The 23,013-nt window shown below is 43.5% G+C and carries 12 protein-coding genes; all 12 read right to left on the reverse strand.

Features of this window, described 5'->3' with window-relative positions; all coding sequences use genetic code 11:
* Complete coding sequence (locus NZ043_RS29455) at window positions 1-954, reverse strand: hypothetical protein (protein WP_339309924.1); 954 nt, start codon at window positions 952-954, stop codon at window positions 1-3.
* 3 nt (window positions 955-957) lie between these two features.
* Window positions 958-2,016, reverse strand: coding sequence for a hypothetical protein (locus NZ043_RS29460; RefSeq protein WP_133385369.1), 1,059 nt, complete (start codon window positions 2,014-2,016; stop codon window positions 958-960).
* Window positions 2,017-2,028: 12 nt separating this feature from the next.
* Complete coding sequence (locus tag NZ043_RS29465; RefSeq protein ID WP_339309925.1) at window positions 2,029-2,358, reverse strand: hypothetical protein; 330 nt, start codon at window positions 2,356-2,358, stop codon at window positions 2,029-2,031.
* Between the two features lie 13 nt (window positions 2,359-2,371).
* Window positions 2,372-4,138 carry a hypothetical protein gene (locus NZ043_RS29470; RefSeq protein WP_339309926.1) on the reverse strand — a complete coding sequence of 589 codons (1,767 nt, stop codon included), beginning with the start codon at window positions 4,136-4,138 and terminating at the stop codon, window positions 2,372-2,374.
* A gap of 59 nt (window positions 4,139-4,197) precedes the next feature.
* Window positions 4,198-5,331, reverse strand: coding sequence for a hypothetical protein (locus tag NZ043_RS29475; protein WP_339309927.1), 1,134 nt, complete (start codon window positions 5,329-5,331; stop codon window positions 4,198-4,200).
* Window positions 5,332-5,347: 16 nt separating this feature from the next.
* Entirely contained in the window at window positions 5,348-9,994 is a 4,647-nt protein-coding gene (locus NZ043_RS29480) for a hypothetical protein (protein ID WP_339309928.1), read from the reverse strand.
* A gap of 45 nt (window positions 9,995-10,039) precedes the next feature.
* Entirely contained in the window at window positions 10,040-15,838 is a 5,799-nt protein-coding gene (locus NZ043_RS29485) for a hypothetical protein (protein WP_339309929.1), read from the reverse strand.
* A gap of 101 nt (window positions 15,839-15,939) precedes the next feature.
* Window positions 15,940-17,076 (reverse strand): hypothetical protein, encoded by a 1,137-nt coding sequence (locus tag NZ043_RS29490; RefSeq protein WP_036607790.1) that lies wholly within the window; start codon window positions 17,074-17,076, stop codon window positions 15,940-15,942.
* A gap of 13 nt (window positions 17,077-17,089) precedes the next feature.
* Window positions 17,090-19,009 carry a hypothetical protein gene (locus NZ043_RS29495; protein ID WP_339309930.1) on the reverse strand — a complete coding sequence of 640 codons (1,920 nt, stop codon included), beginning with the start codon at window positions 19,007-19,009 and terminating at the stop codon, window positions 17,090-17,092.
* An 11-nt stretch (window positions 19,010-19,020) separates the two neighbouring features.
* Complete coding sequence (locus NZ043_RS29500) at window positions 19,021-19,431, reverse strand: hypothetical protein (protein ID WP_339309931.1); 411 nt, start codon at window positions 19,429-19,431, stop codon at window positions 19,021-19,023.
* An 18-nt stretch (window positions 19,432-19,449) separates the two neighbouring features.
* Window positions 19,450-19,866: a hypothetical protein gene (locus tag NZ043_RS29505; protein WP_133385377.1), complete on the reverse strand. Its 417-nt coding sequence runs from the start codon at window positions 19,864-19,866 to the stop codon at window positions 19,450-19,452.
* Window positions 19,866-23,006, reverse strand: coding sequence for a M23 family metallopeptidase (locus NZ043_RS29510; RefSeq protein WP_339309932.1), 3,141 nt, complete (start codon window positions 23,004-23,006; stop codon window positions 19,866-19,868). Before NZ043_RS29510 ends, NZ043_RS29505 begins: the two co-directional genes overlap by 1 nt.
* Between the last annotated feature and the right edge of the window lie 7 nt (window positions 23,007-23,013).

Raw genomic sequence — 23,013 nt, forward strand, 5'->3', positions numbered from 1 at the left:
CTATATTTGGAAAAGTAACGCTCTTTGCCCGCCACCAAGCAGTCTCGCACCATGGAAGAACTTCGGCCTTGAATACACAGGAACTTGGTTCGAATTGTAGTAATAACGTCCATAGTCAGTATTCGGATAATCCTGATCTTTGACATGAAACACGTAGTACTTGCCATCATTGCCAAGATCGAGGATCGATCCGTCCGGGTGCTGCGCACTGTTTTTAAATACAATGGAACGCATACCCTTGAATTCGCCCCTAGCTCCTTCAGATGGATGGTAGACCATGAAAGGCGTAACATAGTATCTGGAACCCACGCCTGGAGAAGGAATCGACTCTGTTCCAAAATTGTACAGTGCATACTCCGTTCCATTCCGTGAAGTCATCACGACACCTCTCGGTGTATCGTATTGATCTGATGTGTTGTTATCCGAAGCGGATAAAGGCATGTGTGGGAAAACGCCATAAAATTTATTGGCAATCGCCGGGTCTTCTTGCTCTAAGGGCTGGCATTTGCCTAAGAATATTCGTACTGGGTAAGCTCGTTCCGGATAGTTCAGACTCTCTCCATGGATAAACAGGATATCCTCATTCGTAATTACAGACCACTTATAGTTCACATTGTACTGTACGTTATGACACAAAAATGGCGTTTCCGTCATGAATTTATCTGTGTCCACGGGCGGATTTACGAATAGGTCTGGTGATGCCACATTGCTTCCCAGGTTCTTCAGTCCCCAGCGAATATTGACTCCCCTGGCGTGTGCAATCACACACATGGTAAACCGCATGGATGTATTTTTTTTATTGGTAAGCAGCGCATTTCCCCAGTTGGCATAGGTTGTTTCGGCCGTATGTATGGTATCCCAGTAAGGATCGAGTGCATCCTTCAAGGTGTTAACAAGCGTTGAAGTAAACAAGCTTAGCGTACTGGTAAACTCGTGTCTACGAATCATGGTCATGCACTACACCTCCTTCTCAATTTCGAATAGCAGCACCCGCTGCCCACCACCGAGAAGTAAGGGGGAATCGAAGAAGTAGGGTTGGCCTGAGAATACTCCTCCTGCAGTTGAAACCCATCCTTGGTAAGTAGAAGGATTTTGTTGTGACAAGGCGTGAAAGACATAATATCTTTCGTCTCCAAGATCGAGAATTGAGCCATCTGGATACATGCTAGAATCCCTCAGAACAGCTGTTTTCACTCCGTAAAATTCTCCTCTTATGCCTTCGTTTTCATGCCATACATAAAATGGAGATATAAAAAATCTCCCCCCTACACCTGGTGATGGAACCTGAGAACTTGTAGCAAAATGATACTGAGCATTAGGTTGTCCGTTTCGTGATGAACGTACATAACCTCGGCCGGCTCTATACATAAGCTCATCCTCATCATTATTTAATCCAGAGGGATAGTGACCGAATATTCCAACAAAGTCATTTGCAATAAGCGGATCTTCTTGCTCAAGCGCTCTCAACCTTCCCATATACAGTCTTACGGGATAAGCCTGATTTCCACCTTGTGGTTCTCCATAGAAGAAGATATATGTATCAGTAATAAACAGATTCCATTTGTAAAAAGTATTAACCGCATTATGAGTTCGTGTTCCACCATCCTGAATGCAAGTATTCAAAGGTATCTCTGTCATATGACCAACATTGGTGTATAAATCTGGTTTAACATCTGCCCCATTATTACGTAGGCCTACTCGCCACACATAACTTCTAGTGTAATCAACGTAATCATAGGTCGTGTAGAATCGAGAGAAATTCATACTAATCGTAAAGAACATACTAGGATCTTTTACATTTTTGGCCGTAATCGTTCCTTGGTTTGCAGCCGTGCGTCCTGTTGAGTTCCAACTTCTCGGTATGGCAAAATCATTGTTGTTATAATATGACCATTCCCAATGAATATCTCCATATAATTCTTGAGTTACAGTCTTGTACAACTCAGATATAAAATTGGAGCAATATGAATAAAATTCATATCTTCGTAAAGGTCCCAGCAGTATGTTTTCAGACACTTTATATCCTCCTTAACTTCCGAATCGGATGCTTATTTCTCTGAATATATTTTCTTTAATTACTGTTATGAGAATTGTCTTTACCATTGTGTTTCTTAATTGAACTTCGTCTTTCAGATCAGTATCTCCCCTATTACTTTCCCTCATATCTAAAGAGTCTAATGACGGGAACTCAATAATTTTTTGAAGTGAAGGCAGAAATTTATGAGCCACATTATCAAACAGAATATTGCTCTCAAAAGCAAAGATCAGAATTTCAATTTCCTCTGTACTGTATGGCTCCGGGTGATTGCCCACTAATTTATCCATAATGGTATGTAGAGCAAATTTCACATCCTGCACGGTCCTCGTCATCTCAAATCACAACCTTTCTGATTTTTACTTGTTTGATGTTACCGCTAGCATAGTATTCAAATGCCTTCTGAACTCCCTGGCCGTCATAGATCAAGGTCTCGGTCTTAACGGTACCATCTGCATTGTAAGTGAACGATGTTTTCTTCAATAGCTGCGGTGTCAATTCTACGGAGAACACTTCTTCTGACTCGATGTCACCATTAGAGAAGTAGTTATACATGACATCAAGCTCAAGTGTACTTCCTTCAAGAAACACAAGCCTCCTCCTGATGTCTGTGTCATCGTAGGTAGCGCCTCCTTGAAGCACATAATACTCTGCACCATTGTTGATTTCACGCAATACTTTACCCGTAATGTCACGCTGATACTCAATGGACTTAATCTGCCCGTTACTCTCGGTAACCTCTTGTCGTTCCAGATTTCCATCCGGGCTATAGAAGTGCTCAATGGTGCGGTTAATCCCTCCATCAATCTTCTCCGTATGTACTTTTCCATCTGGATAATAGGTATATTCGGTTACCGAAGTGGTGTTAATAATTGACCCACGACCAATGACCGTTACTCGGGCTTCCTTGGGTACATCAAAAGTAAATCGTATAAGTGTATCGTTATATTCAATGTAATCGTCTCCTGCATCCATGCGTATTCCATCCAGAAATACCTCTGCCGAATTTGAACCAATCACATATCGGGGCACTTGAAAATCTCTAGTCGTCGACAACCTGCTGTTAGGAGCAGAAGTGAAATGGAATACGGATTGATGCTCCATGGTGCCTCGACTCTCAGCGAGTTCAAGACGACTCTGCATGTTGTCGAGCCTGTCCTTGAGAGCATCATAGACGACTCCGTTTTTATCTTCTCTTGAAACCACAACCTCTTCAGCAGTTGCTTCTAATTGAGCTTCCATCGCTTCGATCGCCGTATGATGTGAAGCAATTGTTACGGTTTGCTCACCAACGGTTTTTTCCAGATCATCTACACGAATTCCCAATACAGACATGTCATTTTCAATAGAACCCTTTGTTAAGAAATATCTGAAATCCAAAGCCGTGAGTGAAGTTGTTGGAGAAACTCCGACATCGAGTCCACCAATGATCATGGCATCCTTGGGTTCTTCTTGATCTGAACTGTAAGAGTACTCCCCATTTTCATGAAGAAAAATATAATATGTCGTATTTGCCAGAATGGCTGGAATGCTAAATGTCTGAGTAAACTGATCCACAATTACCTTATTGATACTGGCTCGTCCTGCATTAATCGTAACTTGAACACTGTTATTAGTATCTAGATACGTGGGGTTGGTAACACTGAGATCCTGAATGGGTTGCTTCGCTACAACTTCAATCGCTTTCTCCAACGTGTCAAATCGATGATCTATGGATGCCTCTGCTCCACGTGCTTCTTTTATTTCCGTCTCAGCGAGGCTTAATCTTTTCTCATGGTCATCCTGACTCTTGGAAAGGGTATTAATATCTGCTCTTCCTGTGAGAATATCCTGCTGAACATCATCCAATCGTGAGCTGTTTGAAATAACCTTAGTCTCGACATCGCCTATCCTCTGTTCATGATCTTTTACTGCATCTCGGCTATCACTTGCAGACTCTTCTACGACAGTGATCCGTTCACCTAGACTGAGAGCAGACCCTCTTGCTTCATCCAACTCTACAAGATAGGAATCAATCTCATCATGCGTATGCGCCCCAATATCCCTTAATTCCTTATGACTCTTGGCGGATGATCGATGAGACTGGTTAATTCTTACTGACATTTGACCACCTCCATTCATGCCTTACATGATCTATACGTAATTACTTCAATACTATTAAGTCATATGTATGTCGAATACATCTGTAGCGAAAATTTAACCTGAGAAGCATACCTGTCTTGAGATTCCTCTCTTTCCATTCGCAGCCAGAATCGATAGGATGCTCCTGGCAAAATGGTAAACGCGGTAATCGAGTAACTGAAGGAACCAGGAATGCCATCAACATCGGGCGCAATCTGCACTTTATCCGTTCCGCTTGTGAGCGCAAAGGTTACATTTTTAAAGTCTCCTGATATCATGGGGTTCTTGGCAAACATTCGAACTTCTTGTGTAGCAGAACCACCTGCCGTTAAATAGCCTAGAAACCGATCCGTGTTGGGATAAAGAAGCACATCGAAATCTTCTCCTGTTTCAGGATTCGACTCTTTGTAATATAAATCTGGTGTAACCTCAAAATACATTAGGTCTCCCTTGTATAACTTTATAGAATCCATGGCCTGAAACCGATTTCCATCCGGAAGCCTAATCCCGAAATTGCCCTCAAACGGATATGGATATGGATCCATGTTAAAATGTACAACCGTTTCTTCAGATCGGCATACCCGGGACTCAAGTACAACACCACTTTGATCGATTAGATCAACCACGGTTCCTTTGGTTAGATTGTCTACGGCAATAGATGTTCCTTTGTTAATTCGAATATACTGAACATGCATGGGGTGCTCCCCTTCACCCTTCAAATAGAGACCAATTTGGGGAGCTCCCGCCAGTTCTACAGAACCAATGATGTTCCAAATCAAGCCATCATCTGACCAATACGCCGTATAATAGTTGTAATCTCGAATCAAACGAATCCAAGGGTAGGTCTTTAACAAAGGCGTTGGCAAAGACACATCCAGAAACTCTTCAATCTCCATGTAATTATGTTCGTCTACAAAAACAATAATCCCACCGTAACATCCCTCTGTATCGGGATTGTAACTGTTCTTCACATCCATGACGAATTGCTTCATATCTGTCAGAGGTTTATAGAACATATACAGCGGATCTTGACCATGTTTGAGCACCAGGCTGCCACTACCCGCTTGATAGCGAGTAGCATCGTTAGGGAGTACTTCCCATTTGGAATCCAAGTTGGAGCTTACGAACGCATCCTCATAAATCCTGCCTGACTCTTTCAATCTCGCAACACCCATATAGAACCTCCTTTCTTTACGTGAATAACCAGATGCGTTTACCGATTACACACATCTTAGGCCTTGCTTTCCAAACTTCCAGCAAGCATTTAATAAGTGCTTCAACACACTTGTCTCCCCCACCGCCTTCGCAGTAAGGAATGACATAGACGTCATCACATATCCAGTTGGTCAGTTCCATCCAGTCCAGATTAGCATATTCGTAACTACGCGTACCCACTTCCTGAAGTGACGTGAACACCCATTTGAATTCATGTTTGCCTTTGGGCACTGGATGTGAAAATGTATAGTATCCACCCTCTTGGGTGAATGTTTTGATCAACTCATCGTCAATGAAGAAATCCAGCTGACAATCAAACGGTTCAGGTACCCATACCCATCGTTCGTAGGCTTTGAAGTCATGCAGCCGGAAGGTGGTTAGATATCTTTTTCCTGTCCAGTCGCTGATCTGTCCCTTCTGATCTGTTGTAATCTCCACTTTATATTTGCTATAAGGTTTGGGAGCCAGATCATTCAGTTCGAAGCCATGATATCCATCCCCGTAATACTTTTCATCCCATAACACCTTTCCGTCCTCACGTGTAATTTTCACGCGCATATTACTGTTATCGCAGCCGCCCATCCAGATCGGTTTGTTATTCCAAACTTCGAAGTGGGTCACTTCTGCCCAGGATGGATCTAATTTGCTAATATCGTCAAGTTGCATCGATCCGCCCCAAATCATGGCGCCATCTCCAGGGCATCCCTGCTCGAATCGAACGCGAACCTCGTAGTTTTTCTTCTGATCTGATGTATTCTCGACTTCAATGGAGATAATCTGATCATCTTGATTTGTCACTGGTCGTGGTGGAATTAATAGTTGACCGTCCTCATAAGTTTCAATGACAATTTTGGTTCCTTGACAAGCCGGGTCTCTATTCTCGTACAATCGAATAACGTCGAGCCAGGCATGACTGCCACCATCTGGTGCAGTCGTGCCTGGGCCAGGTGGATTCCATGTATCCTCCCCAGGATGTGGTGATTGTCCTTCCAAATACAAACGTCCCTGTGAATCTGTACAGTACGCATTCCAAGTTTCTCTAAAACGTCCTCCACTAAGTGTAAATCCTCCAGCATCCAAGCCACTACCGTCAGCTGCACCTGATGCTTTATGCAAACTGTATTGAACTGTGTATGCCTTACCAGGTATTGTATAAGGAGTAAAATCCATATTGTATGTCTGTATCTGTCCATTACTTGCTGGGTAACGATAGGAGTAAAGCGTTGAACCTGCAGTTTTATCGATCAAATCAACTAATACATACGTCTCACTATCCGTTCTGTTAGGATAAACCAGATTGCCGCCGTTCAATCCGGCAGAATCTTTTGTTTTAATGGATAGATTCTTAATGGAAGCATGGTAGAGAAACCCATCTTTATCTTGATCACTGTCATCAGAAGTATCCGTAATGCCAATACAGATATAGTAATATCCTGCTTTCAAATTAGGGACTGTTTCAGAAAAGTTCGCTGCTGTGTTCCAGTCTGAAGCACTTATGTTTTTGTAATTTACTTTCCCGTTATTCTTACCCCTGTTATTTTTTTCATTTAATATTATTCGTTTTGTACCAGATTCAGGATAAAAGTAAACTCTAAATCTTGCTTTTTGTTGATCCCCATCTTTCAGATAACAAATATATCTAAAATCAATGCTAAATTCGCCTTCACAGTAAAAACGTTTATAAATCATTTTGGTATGTGGACTATCAAACTCCGTTTTCGGATCCCCAGGAGATAGACTTTTCACATTTAATCCGTAATAATTAATTTCTTTATTTTGATAGATGGTACCTGGTTCTGCATAATACTCTCTCATCATGTCCGAAGTTCGAATGGGTCGTAAACCCGTGTTGTTTAATTTCTTTATAGGATATACCTTTAGTGTCTCAACATAATCAATTTTACCAATGTGAGGAGCATAAAAATCCCGGGTAATATATTTACCTTCATCCAGAAGTCTATGACTACCGTCATAAGCTGCTCCTTCATTTTTCCATCCCCACAGACTCGTCTGTTCAGACCGTCCTGAATAAGAATTTTGTCCATACTGAATATCATGATTTTTCATTCCACTTTGAAAACATACTTCTCCAAATGGACTTGTAGTCGAACCATTTGACGGACCATTTCCGGTACCGTTTCCGCCTGGATTTGCAGATCCGCTGCCAGATCCACCTGGGTTACCGTCGCTAGGCACATATGCCTTACCATCCCGGTAAATCCAGCGAAAACGGTGACTGCCTGAGGAAACTGGATACATACAGTTTGTTCCATCGTTTCCATTGGACTGATTCCCTGTCCAGACTGTAACGCCATCTACTTGAAGCTCCAATTTCTCTCCGGGATCGAAATCTCCACCATACTGCCAGAATATATAACCGGGCTTATTTAGCTGAGCTTCGAGTTCGCAGCTGAATTCCTGGTTGTGTCCTTGAGCCCACATCACACCATCACCAGCAATTAGCTCCTTCCATTGCCAGCTTCCTGTAAATCTTAATCTTGAACTAATTTTGTCTTCTTCATTAAACAGCTCATAAAAAACCATTTCATCTCGATTCGCGCCCGTTTCCGGATCATAATTATAGTCCATCGCAGGATAGATTCGCATGTGTTCTTTAATCGTCAGCTTCGCTCCTGGATTTAACTCGGAACGATATGTAATTGTGTCGTTATTCGTTTCCGTGGTTGCTCCAGCATCGGTTACATCCCATCCACGTGTCACATCAACATATGATCCTAGCGGAGACGTTGTGCGATATGTATTACCTGTGTTATTGCCATAGGTAAACAACTTGTCCAACTGATATTTAAAGGGTTCCTCCGTTAAACTATCTCTGATTCGAAATTGGATTACGTTGTTTCCAGCTTGCAAAGGAATGCGTACTTGTTCGCCATTACCATTCGTCGTTGTATAATGAACAGACATACCATTTACAGTAACCTCAAACGCTTCAGTAGGCCGTAGCTGATGCTTATAGCTGAATATGAACCATCCCTCATCCGGCAAAGTTATTATGGTTTGAGCAATCATATCTCCCTGCTTCGGTTCATCCAGACGAAGCACATTCCCTTGATTCACCCAACTTGGATTTCCCGATATATACCATTCATACTTCCCAATGCCTTGTCCATAGTGAAACGGTTCCCAATGATCAATTTCTCGTGGAGGACAAGTTACTTCGAGCGCACCTCTCAAGTCCACCGTCGTATCCGGCCCTGCAACAATCTCATATTCAATTTTAGCCTGGTTAGTCTCCGTTTCTGAATATTCCCCATTCAGTCTCCACTCCACACCATGTACTGATGTAGCATAACTGCCATGATCTCCATCCCCACGCTGAGTGCGTTCAAGCATTGTATCATCAAAAAACAACTGATAATCATGATCGGGATACGGCTCTTCATCCACACCCATTTTGTATGCAAATGAAACCGTACCATCACATTCGTTGTCCAGATCCATCGTCATGGTTTTCTTACGCAAATCATCCGTAATGAACTGTCCTTTAAAATGAGCCTGTGCCACACTTTGTGGTGATCTTACAACCCAGTTACCATACTCATATACGTCCTCACCATCCAGATCGTAATCTTTCGGAGCAGGCGGCTTGCGTGTATCCACAATCTCAACAACTTCAACATCCTTGATATAGATGCCATTGTTCTGCCACACTTCAGGTCTCATTTTACGGATCAGCCAGTCGAACTTGTACATCTGTCCTGGCTGCAACGTAAATGCAGCTTCCTGCCAGCCGCTATTCTCGCTCCATTCGCCCCCAACTTGCTGCCCATTAATATAGAACAGCATGCCATTACCGCGCTTGGCGCTAGCCAGGTACTTGAACCTGATCTGTCCATACCGCTTCACACGCCAGTTAAATGTTATTTTGGATGAGTTGCCAATCTCCAGAAGCCCTAAATCCAGTTTTAAGATCATCTCTGAACCAGATTGTTCATTTTTGCCTACGGAGTGGACAGCTACCCATTCCTGATCCTCCGTCGATGATACATATCTGAAGAAATCAGGGAATTTATTTGAGAACGGGACGTCCTTTTTCATTGAAAAGAGCGGGATCTCATATACGGTTGCATCAAAATGATTAAAGTAATTCCCACTAAAATGATGGTAGTAGGGTGCCGGACAGACGGGCAATGACACACCATGATGACTACCGCCAGGCTTCTGAGCATTTTCAAGAATCTTGTGAATACAATCTTTAATCATCTGCAGTACCCGCTGATATTGTGTTTTATCTGGAGGCTGCTGCTGTTCTACCCACCATTCAATCCTGCGATATATATTCCACAGTGCTTCACGGCATCGTACACTCGCATACCACGACTTATCTTTCAGATATTGCTCAATGATTTGATCAATACTATTTTCCAGTGCATCCAATTGAACCGTCTGCCATCGTCCTATCTGACCGTAACCTGGATCACCCAGAATAGGATTATTTTCTTCGCCATGCCGGTCCGTTTCACTTCTCGGTGCATTGGGACTCTGCGGTAAATACGCAGGGTTATTGGGGTTGCCGTAACTTTCGTCCGCAATCTTCGCTCTCATATTGGCGAACAATACACCTTTCTGTGATTTGGAGAACAAACCAAATGTATGACCCATACCAATCACCTCCCAATCTCTCTATACGACAAAAAGAGCACCGAGTTAATCGGTGCCCGTCAGATCATATTGCAATTTCGAATCTGTGTAGATCTGGAGTTTATTTTTCATGACCGACACGGACAATGTATACCATTTATCCTTCTCCCACTTAAAGGGTTGCATCGGAGAACCCACTGCAGTTGGATTGCCAGCAACGATTTTATATAGCTGCATCGGCGTTCTCATATCCAGACTGTTATCGCTATCTCCTCCGTGAACCATAAACATCCAATAATTATTTTCATCGAAGTATTTGAAAATAATCCCTGCACCATTCCCATCCGTACTTGCATCCACCTTGAAATCAATTGAGAACTTATACGTCTCAGCCAGGAAATTATTTCGGTACCATCCGCTGATGTCCTTCGTATCCGCCTTGGAATAAAACTTTCCAAGCAATGGATCCCGATCCCAATCGCCTTGACCGAATTTAGTCCAATCGTCAGACTGGGATAATTCCAGCGCATCCATATCCTTGGAATACGGATAGTACACATTAAATGGATCATTCGGATCATAGTCCTCCGGCACACCCAAACCACCTTCCCAATCTTCAGGATCCATCCCTCGATCGAGCAGATCTTCCGAGTAATCGAATATGAGACCCTGTGCCATGGTGTCCATCATCGGAATGTAAGCATCAGCGGTTTCACGTTCAGCCACCGGATGATCAGTCAGTGTGAAGCTCTCACGCGGTTCCATCTTGGCTTCGTGATACATTTCCATAAGATGAGCTGTTCTCTCGGGAAGGAACGCGTGCAACTGTTCCAGATACTCTGCTCGTTTCTCAGGTCTTTCAGCGAAAATAAAACCTGTGATGACTTGAGAACAGCGTTCTTCAAATGAAGCCATTAGAGAATCAGGATCTTCAATTTCAGACAACCTGGCGTTCGTTGTTCCAGTCGGCCACTCTCTTTCTATGCTGGATTCATGTTCCTCAGTTATCCCTTTAAAATCATCTTCACTGAGATAACCCGGGTCTATTAACTTACTGCCAAAGCTCTCGCCGTCATTATCAACGTAACTTGTGTATGGTAGACTATTTCCGTAACTTAACTCGTCACCTGAGAATGCAAACCTCTGGAGTGTGGTCCCGTATATCCCATCGAAATGCTCACCGGCTCGCTCACCCCCAACGCCACTTTCCATTTCATGTGAATGACCATATCGATCTATTTTCTCCGCTGCGAATTGCTCCGAATCGAGAGTCGTGCTTCTTAACAAGTTCATTCCAGAATCCAATTGATGGTTATACGCGTCATAAGAACTTCTGGAGCTCATGAACGAGTTATCTTCGATATGAACGTCTCTCGTTTTAAGGTAAGCATATTCGCTTTGGATCAGGTCTATCTGTTTATATTGGAAGCCAACCATTTCCGTGTCCAAATTGGATTCATTAAATTCTTTATTTCCGTAGAACATATCCTGATCCAACGATCCATTTCGCAGCTTCATTACATCATTGATCGTCTCATGGGTATGCGCCCATCTTTCAGCTTTTACCCCCAAAAGGTTGTCATGCAAGAATGCTGATCTATCCTCTTTATTTAACTCAAGCGTTTGGATCAAATCGACTTCTTTACCGTTTTTAAACGCATGAATTTGCTCATCAATAGTGGAATCTTTGGCATTTTTCAGGCCATACATGTTCTCTTCCAAATATCCATATTGCGGTTTGTCAGCGAGCAGATTCTCTTCCATATTGCCGTACTGGGGTTTGTCCGCTGAGAGTACAATCTCTGTTGTTCCGTACTTCAAGTTTGTTCCACCAACAATCTCAACTGGAACATCACCGTACTTCAGATTCGTTCCGCCAACAATCTCTACAGGTATATCTCCATAACTGAGCCCCGTCCCACCCACGGATTCCACTGGAACATCTGCATATTTCAGATTTATACCGCCTAGTGGTAGCGTGAGGTCAAGATAACCATTTTGCGGTTTATCCGCTATAAGTTGTTCTTCAAGATTAGCAATCTTTTCAATCGTGCTATCAGTTGTCTCATGAAGGTAAGCGTCATGAGTAAGCTTGTAGGCAATGATCACATCATGATCCAGTGCCGAATCCTTTTTACTCTTTATCGAATCATAGATCAGTTCGACCAATTCAGTATCTCTGATATTTTTACCACCGTACCAACCCTCACCATGCAATTCACTTAAGCGTAACTTGACAATTTCACTCTCAATCTCATGGACTGATGCCTCTTTCACGATTCTTGTAGAATGGTTATCTTCAAGCATGAGAGATAATCTGTTCATGTTATCCGAAATGATTTCAACGTTCAATTGTCCTTTGCGCATGATTGAATGGGCCGTCAGCATATCGTCAAGATTCGCAGATTTCATTACAGTAGTGGCTAGAGACATCTCATCTTGCACCGATCCATATCGATCTACCCTAATCGCTTCAGAAGTAATATTTACCAACGTGGATTCCCATGCTTGCCGCGTACCTGCAATAAACTCAATATCCATTGCACTTTCTCTTGCCCACGATGAACCAAGCGTATATCCAATCTCAGCTATTCCATCTCGATATTTCGAGCTGCTTATGGAATAATCCTCGCTGAGCAGCGCAGATCTCCATTCCAAAGTCGCCAGTGAGTAATCTATATCAATTGCTGCCTGACGTGGTTCAATCATGCCAATAGAATAGCTCTCATTCAAATACAACTGTCTGATCTTGGCTGTGCCTATGGAGTACTCACCACTGATTAAACCTTCTCTTATTGGATTAGTAGCCATAAGTTGTTGATCATACGAGTATCCCTCACGAGTCTTTGACGTTCCAATAGCATATTCGCTGTTCAAAAGCATCTGGCGCAAGTTCGTGCCACCCATGGTGTATTCATCATCAATTATTCCATATCGATACCGGGAAACCCCGCCCATATTAAATTCGGTATGAATCACACTCTCACGGTTCATGTTGGAACTCACGATATGATGGTCAAGAGCCATTCCGTCCCGTTTATATTTTGCGCCTATCCCGTACTCATCAAAGGTTTGTCCTCTGCGTTCAACTTGACTTCCTTCATACGCTGGGTCATCCGGGAATAATCCCCCTCCAGGATTCAGGTAACCTAATGAATCTTCAAACTCAATAATAGCCGGTCTTGCATTAAAATCGGCGCCGTAAATGACTTCTGTAATTTCGCCATGCTGATCTTCCTTTACTTTCACTCCCTCGAAAACGTCTGTCTCTAGAGTAGAATTACGTCTGTTCAGTTCAGCCGATCGAGATTCATCCTCAAGTACTGTTATGCTCAAATCTTTGGATGCTTCTGAGAGTTCCGTCCCTATATCACCAAGCTGAGATTCCTTCGCACCTTCGAAATTAAAGGAAATGATGCCTGATCTGCTTCCTTCTTTATCAGCTGTTAAGATCCCACAATCGATTAACGCATCTACCCGCTCTCTAACCCCAGCCAAAAACGGTTCATCAAAATAAACCGAAGCGTCTGCATTATTCACAGCTTCCATCATCATTTCCAGGATGACTGCCGGGCTGTTCTCCAAGATCTCCCCTAGGATAAATTCCTCGTCCAGATATCCAGGGTATGCTTTATTCCCCAACCATCCTCCACCAACCAATTTGTCCAAAAGCTCATCCCGAATCATGGTTGGTCGACTACGATCTCGGATGGCTTTCAGGGTCGTTTCCAGATGTAACTTTTTACGGTCTCTATGTGATACAAGTGGTTTCTCTGTCAGATGTACATGCTTCTGTTCGTCGTTCTTTCCATACGAATTTAGCTTTTCGAGCATGGTAGAACGTAATAATTCTTTATCAGCCAAATGGTCCTCAGACTCAGGTAACCACAAATCATGAGCCAAGGCTCTTTCTGCCGTTGTTGAACCAGCCGTATAACTTTCAAAGGATGCTTCTCTTTCTGCGCCTTCCTCGCTGTTCGGGATGAACAAATTCCTTTTTTCTGTTTTTGCAGTATGGAACTTGTCCTCAATATAGCTATCGAACTTGCTTTCCCTTTCACCAAGTGATTGCTTATTGAGTATTTCAAGAGCCTCTGCAGCCACTCGTTTGCCTAGCCTACTTTCCCTTTCTACATACCCAGGAACCTTACTGATCCTTCTGCTCTCCTGCAAATCTCTGAAAACAAAACCGTGCTCCATACTTTCACGATAAGCCTGTTCTGCATGACGGTCTAACTCACTATGAACCACATAAATCCGTTGTGCCTTAGGACGCTCGTGTTCAATATACGTTTTCTCCACATAAACTCTTTGCCCCGTAGTCAGATCACCCATGACGTTCATATCTTCCGCTTGATCCCGAACAGCCCAAGGAAATTGCCTTTCCACATCCGATATAGTCCCTATATTTCTGGATGCCAAAATGATACCGGATGCTGTAGTTGCCGGATGTTTGTCTATCATTCTGTGAGCTTGGAGCGGATACCAAAGGGCATCACCTGGACGAAAGACTAGTGCATTTCGATATTGGTCACGGCTGCTTTGACTGAGATCATCATGAAAGTATAGTGGCTTGTCTACTTCTCGCGTACTTCTCATTTCGGTATGTAGAACAGTCGGGTACTGACGATCCTTCAGTTTGGCAAGTACATTCTCATGAGTTGTCATTTCATTCTCAATTACCCGCGTAGCCTGATTCAGTTGCGAAAGAAACATATTCTCTTTGATGTCTCTGATTGCTTGAACAATTTTGCCTGTAGTCGTTCCAGCAAACGTAGTTGCTCGGATAGCTGTTCTCAGTGTCTGTATGAGTGTCAATTGTGAAGTGTTATACACTCTATGAGCTAACGGCAACGTGCGATCAAGGTGCAAATACTTTATTTCCTGAAATCGACGAATATAAGCAGTCGAGATATCCGAGAGAACGGACAATTGCTGATGATCATCTACCCTTTTCCCAATCATGGCAGCTTGTTCAGCAAATGTTTCTTTATGATCATCACGTAAACCTAGCAGGTCCTGATATAGAATTTCCACATCTTGTTTGCTTACTTTCCGAGACTGAAGGCTTCTCTCAAGTTCTGTACTTCTGAAGTGGTCTTGAATGGCTTCTAACAAAAATTCGTTCTGTGTGGATCGTCCAATGATCTTCTCCACTTTTTCGAAAACCTCTGCCACATCCATATCCGGTTTATCGTTTCGAACGGAGTGTATCCATTGTTTAATCACCAGTTCAGAACTGCTATCTTGCTCTGCACTATCTGCATAATCCGCGATCATCCCAAATTCACTAACCCTGAAACTGATTTTTCCAGGCTCCAGCTTATCCAAGTTCTTCACAAAGTTACGAGTTAAACCCAAATTACGGACAATCTTTAGCTCTTTATCGTTATCTACGCGCCAGCCCTCTGACATGTCTTCAGGAATGATTGAGTCCTTTAAACCTCCGGGCCTGTGGCCCTCATCTTGATGATCCATCTCCAAAGCTTCAATTAAAGCAGATCGCTCCATTTCAAACGAAAATTCCATGACATCGCCTTGCTTGGTAGCTGAGCTCGATCCTTCCATGGAACTGTGTAAAAGTCCTTCTTTATCCTGTTTAGCATCACTTAGGACAATAAATCGTTCTTCTCCTTCCAGATCCTTGCGAATCGCTTCCACAAGTTGATGATTAAATCCATGTGAGATCGATCTTGCCATGTAAAAATCAAGCATCAGGACACTTGGATACCGGCTGTAAGGCATATATATAAATCGATATTCCTCAGGCCTGCTTCCTGTAGTTCCGACTGTAAACAGGTAACCGTACTGAGTTGTCGTGTAATCTATAACGGTGAAATCAAACTTGTTGACTACTTGACTCACGTCACTGCCCCCTTCCAACTAAAAAAAGGGAACCCCTGAGTGGAGTCTCAGAAAGTTCCCTCTCACTGAATCTATACGACTCAGCTTTGATTCAGTTTAACTTACGCCGTATAACGGACTTCCTTCAGAATAGCTACACCCATGCGTTGGTTGGCAGACAGATTCATAAAATTCTGTGCCGTATCGGTATCGAAATAACGATACACCTCTTGGTCCCAAGACTTGCCTTCCACATCAATAATTAACTCATCCAGGTGAAGGATATTATGCTTCGTAACCGCGATGCAGTTATCGAATTGACCGCGGTAACCCTCGTAAGGATGAACCACGTAGATCGGAGACAAGTGATATTTGGATGTCCACTTGGATGCCTGGAAGCCTTGAGGCTCCAATTCCAAACCCGTATCCCCCAATTCAGGATCTTGATAAGCTTTACCTTTCGGTGGAGCTTGCGTGATAAAGGAAGGATAGTGCTGCTGGAATTCAATACCCGATTTGGTTTTCAACATCTGAAGTGTGTTGTTACCTGCAGAAGTATATTGACCATAGTAATACGTTCCTGTTGTGGCAATCTGCGAGATATCCGGTTCTTCGATTACTGCTCCGGCTGTCAACATTACGTTTCCGTCTACATCATTCAGGTTGTATTTGAACGGTTTCAATGCACCTGCATACAGGAAGGATTTTTTGTAATCAAGGAAGTTTACAGCTGGGTCCGCAACGAGAACCATCGCCAAACGATTGTTCATGACATTCACATACATGTATACAGGTTTTTCTTTATTCCGATCTGTTGGTGTATAGTTTTCCAGTGCCCATTGGTAGAGTACCGGATGTCCTGTTAGCTTGAATGTAGGGCGAGTGGTAACTGGTAGTGTAGTTGGTTCGCTGCCTTCCAATCCTTCAAGCAGCTGAACAGTCAACGTACTATGCTCCTCATAGGCTGGAACTGGTGCAACGACGCGTGGTACCAGAGCATGATTAATGAAACTTACATAGAAATGTTTAGTAATCGGTGTTGCTTGTGTTCCAATGGTCATGATCCCGCGAAGAATAAGTTCCTGAATACGGTCACTACTGTCCTTTTCTTCGTAAAATACTTCCCACAGATTTTGTTCCTGAGACTCGCCTGCAGTGGATTCAAATGGGAAACTCTTAAACCCTGTAACTTCCTCTTTCAGTTTTGTTAACACGTCCTGTGAAGTAGTGATTGTTTCTACATATTTAAAATTTGCCATTATGTAATCCTCCTTATTTTATCTCTTTCAAAAATGCAATCGTAATTACATCTGGTGATGGGGAATGCTTGAATAGATTCAACGGACTCTTGATACTGAAAAACTTGTAAACCTCTGTCCACGTACCCAACGCAGGTTTGGAAGGATCTTTCAGAATTTCTGTATCTACGATTAATTCATCGCGATTGACCAAATTATGGTCGTATATCGCAACTACACCGTCCATATAACCCCGATATCCTTCTGCCTGATGCACAAGGTAGATTGGGCTTGCGTGATACTTTCCTGTCCAAAGAGATTTCTGGAACCCATCCGTATCTACAATCAATTTCGAGAGGCCCGGGGGGAGTTTACCCACAGAAGGATAGTTCGGAAGATGCGAAATAAATGCCGGATAATACCGCTGGAACAAGACATTACTGCGTGTCTTCAACATGGACATGGAGTCCATACCATTTGAAGTGTACTCACCGTATTTGGCATAGGTATCCGGATTAAGATCCGTGAGAATATCATTTTTCGTATAACCTGTCATATCTGTTCGCAGATCACCCATACCTACAGTGACACCAAAGTTGCCTCCATGGTCGTAATCATTGAACGGAACGATCTTGCCTATGTATCCAAAACTGCGGTAATAACTATGAATATTCGGTGAAGGATCACCTTCCAGAACAAGAACTACTCGATCATTATTTACCGATAAAGTGTAAGCTACCAGGTAATCCGGTCTGCGTTTTTTGTTAGGCAACCATGATGTTGTAGAATGTCGTCCGTGGAAAAAGCGAGCTGCCGGGCTTACGATCTCTGTCTTGCCGTCATAATCCAGCTTCCACTTCGTGGACGGTGGGATGAATGTTTTGACAATCGTATCTGTGTTCCACATCTCGTAAATGGCTTGTGCCTTGGCTTGATCTATAACTGTAGGTGTTAACCCCGGTTTAACCGTAGTTGGGTCACAAGCTCCTCTGTATGTGGTCGTTGAATCTCCACTTGTGTTTATACCTTCAAACTCTTCACCATAATAAATATTTATATAGTTCCAATCATTAGTTGGTTGTTCCAACATTACAGAGTACTCTCGCACAGGAATTCCAGTTGGTACAGTTGGCGTACCTTTAATCACTACTCTAGAAGGCACATCATGAACGGGATCAGCAGTATAATAACGCTCAGTAAACGTGTATTTTGATTTACCAGGTTCCACAATACTAGACTTCAAAGAAGTCCAACTACCGTAATAGTCAAAATACCTAACGTATTCCCACTGATATGCCGTCTTAAGACTGTAGTTCCAGTCATCAGGAAGCTCCGTAACTAACTCAAATTCATTCCAGTCGTCCAAGTAAACTACGTCACCTGTACTAAGCGTTTGCTTCTGCTTTACAATGTAGGCAGTAACACCATCAGGTTTAGTGAGATCTGTTACCAATGTAGCTAGCTGATTAGGAACGTCTACAAAAATATTAGCTCCTGTCTTATCCGTATAAGAAAACTGAACAACTTGAATCTTTCTGCCGGTCTTGTAATTACCGTAATCCTTTTCTCTAACTGTGGGACGACTACCACCTTCGACAATTTGATCCCAATATACCGAACTCACTTCATAAAGGAAACCATCATCTTCAACAGCTGGTGTTCCATCTTTAAACTTAAGTTTACTGTAGTCAGGAATTTTAACCACATCATACAAGTTACCATCCGTATGAAGGTACTTCCCTTGGATATTAGGCCGAGTTTTAGGGGTATAGGTTACCCAGTAATCTTGCTCTGCCTCATAGACTTTCTCCCAGCGATTGGCGTCAATCCCGCCCTCTACTTTGGGAATATCAGCACCTACGATTTCATCGGCCAGTGTGTTGATTAGTTTTTGTGCTTCCGACTCTCCGTCAATATAAGCGGCAAAGTTCGTCTGCGGTTTTTGCAGTGCCATCGTCACCCTCCTTATCTCAAAAATTTGATGTTGTACCAGACCGACTTGGCTTCAGCCACCGCGTTGTAGAAGTCAAACGTGATGGGCGTTCCCGCCGGAATCGGGTAGACAATTCCGAAACTGTTACCCATAGAAACTGATTCGGGAAGTTCCTTCGTATAGATGGTACGACATACCTTCTCCGTCCCGATCATCAGCTCCCAGTAATCGCCGACACAGTAGTGGCTCGCAGCAAACGCAATGCTCAGGAACTCTGTGTCATACGCCAAGGTGAATGTATCAGACTTGGTGGTCTTGGACGCCGGAATGTCCAACATCTGTCCCCGAATGAACGGGATCGTCTTTTTACTGAAGTGTGGGTACGGCAGCTCGCGCACTTTGTCGATGACGCCACCCGCGATGTAAGATACATTAAATGCCATGGAACCACCTCCTACATGTTATATACGACTTACGCTCGTTCCAGTTAAGCGTCCTTCGTCATCATAATTTAGACCAATATTGTAAGTGAACATCGGCTCTCCACTCGGATCATATGTACGGGCCGTCACCTGCGTTAACCTGAAATACTTGTAATAATCATAATCCGGGTGGGAATAGCCCACCCCGGAAGGAAAGTCTTCCTCATCCTCTGAGCCAAACTTCATCCAGATCGAAACCTTCCATGCCGATTCATACAAGAGGTCTGCCCCTGTCACTCTGTCCGGGTCCTGCATGTGCTCCCGATATAATGTAACGGAAGGCTCACCTTCAAGAGGAGAAACATTTGAATTGGAGATACTGCTATATTTGCGAAGCTCCCGGTGGATTAGATCCAGCACGGGAAATACAATATTTTCATTCACAATGCCGGCCATTACACCATCACTCCCTTTCTTGCCCACATCATATCAATGACCTGTAACATGCCACGGTCGACCGAATAACTGGTTTTAATACTTTTAATCGTATATACAGCTCGTGTGGTGGTCGTTTTATCCGTCACAATGACGTTGTCGAGCAGATCAATTGAAGGATTCGCAGGAATGGACACCTGTAGCGTACGGCACATACGTTTCATATCAAAAAAAGCTCGCTCTGCTACTTGCCTTTTGGCTTCAACCGTTTTCGCCCAAGGAACGGCCAGCACCATGGTTCGGATTTCTCCTTTGAGTTCGAGCAAAATCTCCTTGTCTACGAAACTGCTCTGACTATCATTCGAGTCGATAACAACGATGTGACTTCTTCCTCTGGACCAGTCTGTAGATTTGGTTATGGAGATCAGATTGTCATTCTCGGAAAACTCTGCCACGACCGGTTTGTCATAATTCAAGCGCTCCAGTCGGTACGTACCATAACGGTCACAGTAGCTTCGATACGGAATCTCCGAGATCACCTCCTGAACAGCTTCCGTAACTTTGGCAGACCATTGCTCAAACGTCTTGCCATACTCCTCAATAAATGGATTAAGCCATCCGTTCGGTGTCAGCACTGTGCTTGCATCCTTGACTTCAAACTCACCTTCCTGACCAGGTACAGGAACAATGACCCTGCCCGTCTTCTGATTCACCTCAACCAGATAGGTCTCGTCAATCACGTAGTCAGGATAAGAGCGATCCTCACTGGTTGCCCGCCAACCCACCATACCCGCATGTTTAACCAGATCTAGTACAACGGTTGATTTGACCCAAGCCGGCTTTTCAAATTCTACAGGCTGAGCGGGTGTTGGTGTAACTGCCGGAGTGGAGGTTGCTGTAATAGTCCAGCTTGCCGGGTCTGCGAGCATCTCCTGATAATAGGTCCATACCTTGTCCACCCAATTCTCCCGATCCTGACTCCAGGTCATGGGAGCAATGTCTCCACCATTATGGAAATAAAGCACATCCGCCTTGGAACTCACTTTTTTCCCTTTGGAAGCCAGCGCCTTGGACATCCGTTCTGCTCCGCGCTTCATTTGCTCCTGAATACCTGCGTATTTCTCAGTACACGGTCCCTCACTAGGACAGCCATATCCAAGAATAAAGCTGCCGTTCTCATCTTTACCCTTCCCTTGTGTTCCGAGAACGGTCTCGTGCCTGCATATCGCAAGCAAAAACTTATGATCAGGTACGCCATACGCTGCAGCTTGGGCCTGTGCAGCCTGAATGATAGATGATGTCCGGTCCGTGCCAACTGCTGCAGGCGGCACCGGATCTGGCACATTATCAATCTCTTCTACCTCTGGATAGGCTTTTTTCTCGGAAATGACTTTCTCGATAATGCGCTTGTACATATCTCGGGCCGTAATCTCCAGCGTTGAGCCTTCGCCATTGATGTCCACCTTGTCAATTAGTCCCGTAAATACCCGCATCATGTGCTGACCATATCCCATATATATGCGTATCGGTGTATTTTCACTCAGAACCCCAACATGGAACCCGTTTGCAAAATAAGACCATGGAGACGGCACACCCCCAAGCTCGGGAAAATGAGCAGGATTATAATCCGGAGAGAAGAATCCTCTTGGATTGGAGATGGTCAGCCGTGCTTCCCGGGCTTCAGAATCAAACTGATCATCGATTTCGGCGCTAATGATATTTGGAAGAACCTGGGTGTCCATATAGACAAAAGATCCAACCTGAATAACATCCGTTTCTATCCTTTTATTATTGATAAAATCTGTGTAGCTGTTCGTTTGATAATATCCTTTAGATGGATCGAGCCCTTCTTCACTCTTTTGATTCTTCAACGGAGCAGGCGACAACTCTTGTATGCGAATATAATCAATGGCGAACTTTTTATACTTCTTACTCGAAGCAGGAACAGACCCGGTTGGGACAGTGGAGTTTTGTTTGCCCCCATACGTCACCTTAATCTTGATACTCTTGGCTTTTGCAGGGATCACAATATTATTCAATTCCGTCAGTTTGGTCAGATCATATGCCCCGTTAAACTTATTCACATAGGCATACGTTTTACCATCGATCACCACGGCGAAAGAATCCCCTTCCGCATCACTAAAATTAGTCCCCATTCCAATACTAAGCAGCCCTTGCGTGGGCATACTCAGTTTTGTCACGTTAATCTCAAATTCAGCTACGGCGGCTTTGCCTTCAAACGTATACAGCAACTTGCCTCCTGAATCAAACATAGTCCAGCCCGATTCAATCTTGGCATAATCCGAAAATTTCAATCCGGTTGTATAAACGTTTTTCTCATACCAGTTTCGTTTGTCGAACTTCTCATTCAGTTTGATCTCTCCGGGATATCCTTCGACCTGAACCGGCTTTACATCAGTAAATGTTGTTTTCGCATTTCCGTGCAACTTGCGCTGTCCCTTGAAATACAATTGAGGATTAACTGCCTTACCACCTTCTCCAGTTCTCGTTGTTGGATTGACTCCTTCCCAAATTTCAAAATGTAGATGTCGTCCCTTGCCCACCGCACGTTCAGCCGCAGACACCTTATGACCACCGGTATATACGCCACCCGTATTGCCTAGTGTTCCAATGACAGCCCCTTGAGCTACTTCATCATCCACCGAACAGAGTATCTCTTTTAAATGAAAATACTTGGTGATTACTCCGTTTGCATGTCTTATATTTACGGCATTACCAGCACCCTTTGTTTTACTATAGGATATTTGAACAACCTTTCCAGCCCATGCAGCCAATATCGGCGTTCCAATCTCATCAAACAAATCAATACCTTTATGAATTCTGGTACCTTTATCACGAGGAGAGCCAAAATTATCTGTAACTGTAATACTATCAATCGTTTTACCCTTAACCGGAAAAAAAATCTCCTGAGCATTCGCTTGAGTCGAACCGTTATATATACCATTACTCGACTCATCCACCCAAACGGATTCTGTACTGATGATGGGTACCTGCTCGGTTACGATATGCCTGAACTCTTCTGTCCGTCCCGGGATAAATGCCAGCCGATCTACTTCGACACGGATATTGGGAAGCGCTCCTTCCCCCAGCTTCAGACGTTGGGACAGCACATTCATAACCTCATCCGAAATTGGAATCATATTGTAA

The organism is Paenibacillus sp. FSL k6-2145 (assembly GCF_037976585.1).
GTDB lineage: Bacteria > Bacillota > Bacilli > Paenibacillales > Paenibacillaceae > Paenibacillus.

Excerpts from the sequence above, each read along its gene's own strand:
- NZ043_RS29455 (WP_339309924.1), bottom strand. The coding sequence starts at position 954 with ATGACCATGATTCGTAGACACGAGTTTACCAGTACGCTAAGCTTGTTT.
- NZ043_RS29470 (WP_339309926.1), bottom strand. The coding sequence starts at position 4,138 with ATGTCAGTAAGAATTAACCAGTCTCATCGATCATCCGCCAAGAGTCAT.
- NZ043_RS29475 (WP_339309927.1), bottom strand. The coding sequence starts at position 5,331 with ATGGGTGTTGCGAGATTGAAAGAGTCAGGCAGGATTTATGAGGATGCG.
- NZ043_RS29480 (WP_339309928.1), bottom strand. The coding sequence starts at position 9,994 with ATGGGTCATACATTTGGTTTGTTCTCCAAATCACAGAAAGGTGTATTG.
- NZ043_RS29490 (WP_036607790.1), bottom strand. The coding sequence starts at position 17,076 with ATGGCAAATTTTAAATATGTAGAAACAATCACTACTTCACAGGACGTG.
- NZ043_RS29495 (WP_339309930.1), bottom strand. The coding sequence starts at position 19,009 with ATGGCACTGCAAAAACCGCAGACGAACTTTGCCGCTTATATTGACGGA.
- NZ043_RS29500 (WP_339309931.1), bottom strand. The coding sequence starts at position 19,431 with ATGGCATTTAATGTATCTTACATCGCGGGTGGCGTCATCGACAAAGTG.
- NZ043_RS29505 (WP_133385377.1), bottom strand. The coding sequence starts at position 19,866 with ATGGCCGGCATTGTGAATGAAAATATTGTATTTCCCGTGCTGGATCTA.
- NZ043_RS29510 (WP_339309932.1), bottom strand. The coding sequence starts at position 23,006 with ATGATTCCAATTTCGGATGAGGTTATGAATGTGCTGTCCCAACGTCTG.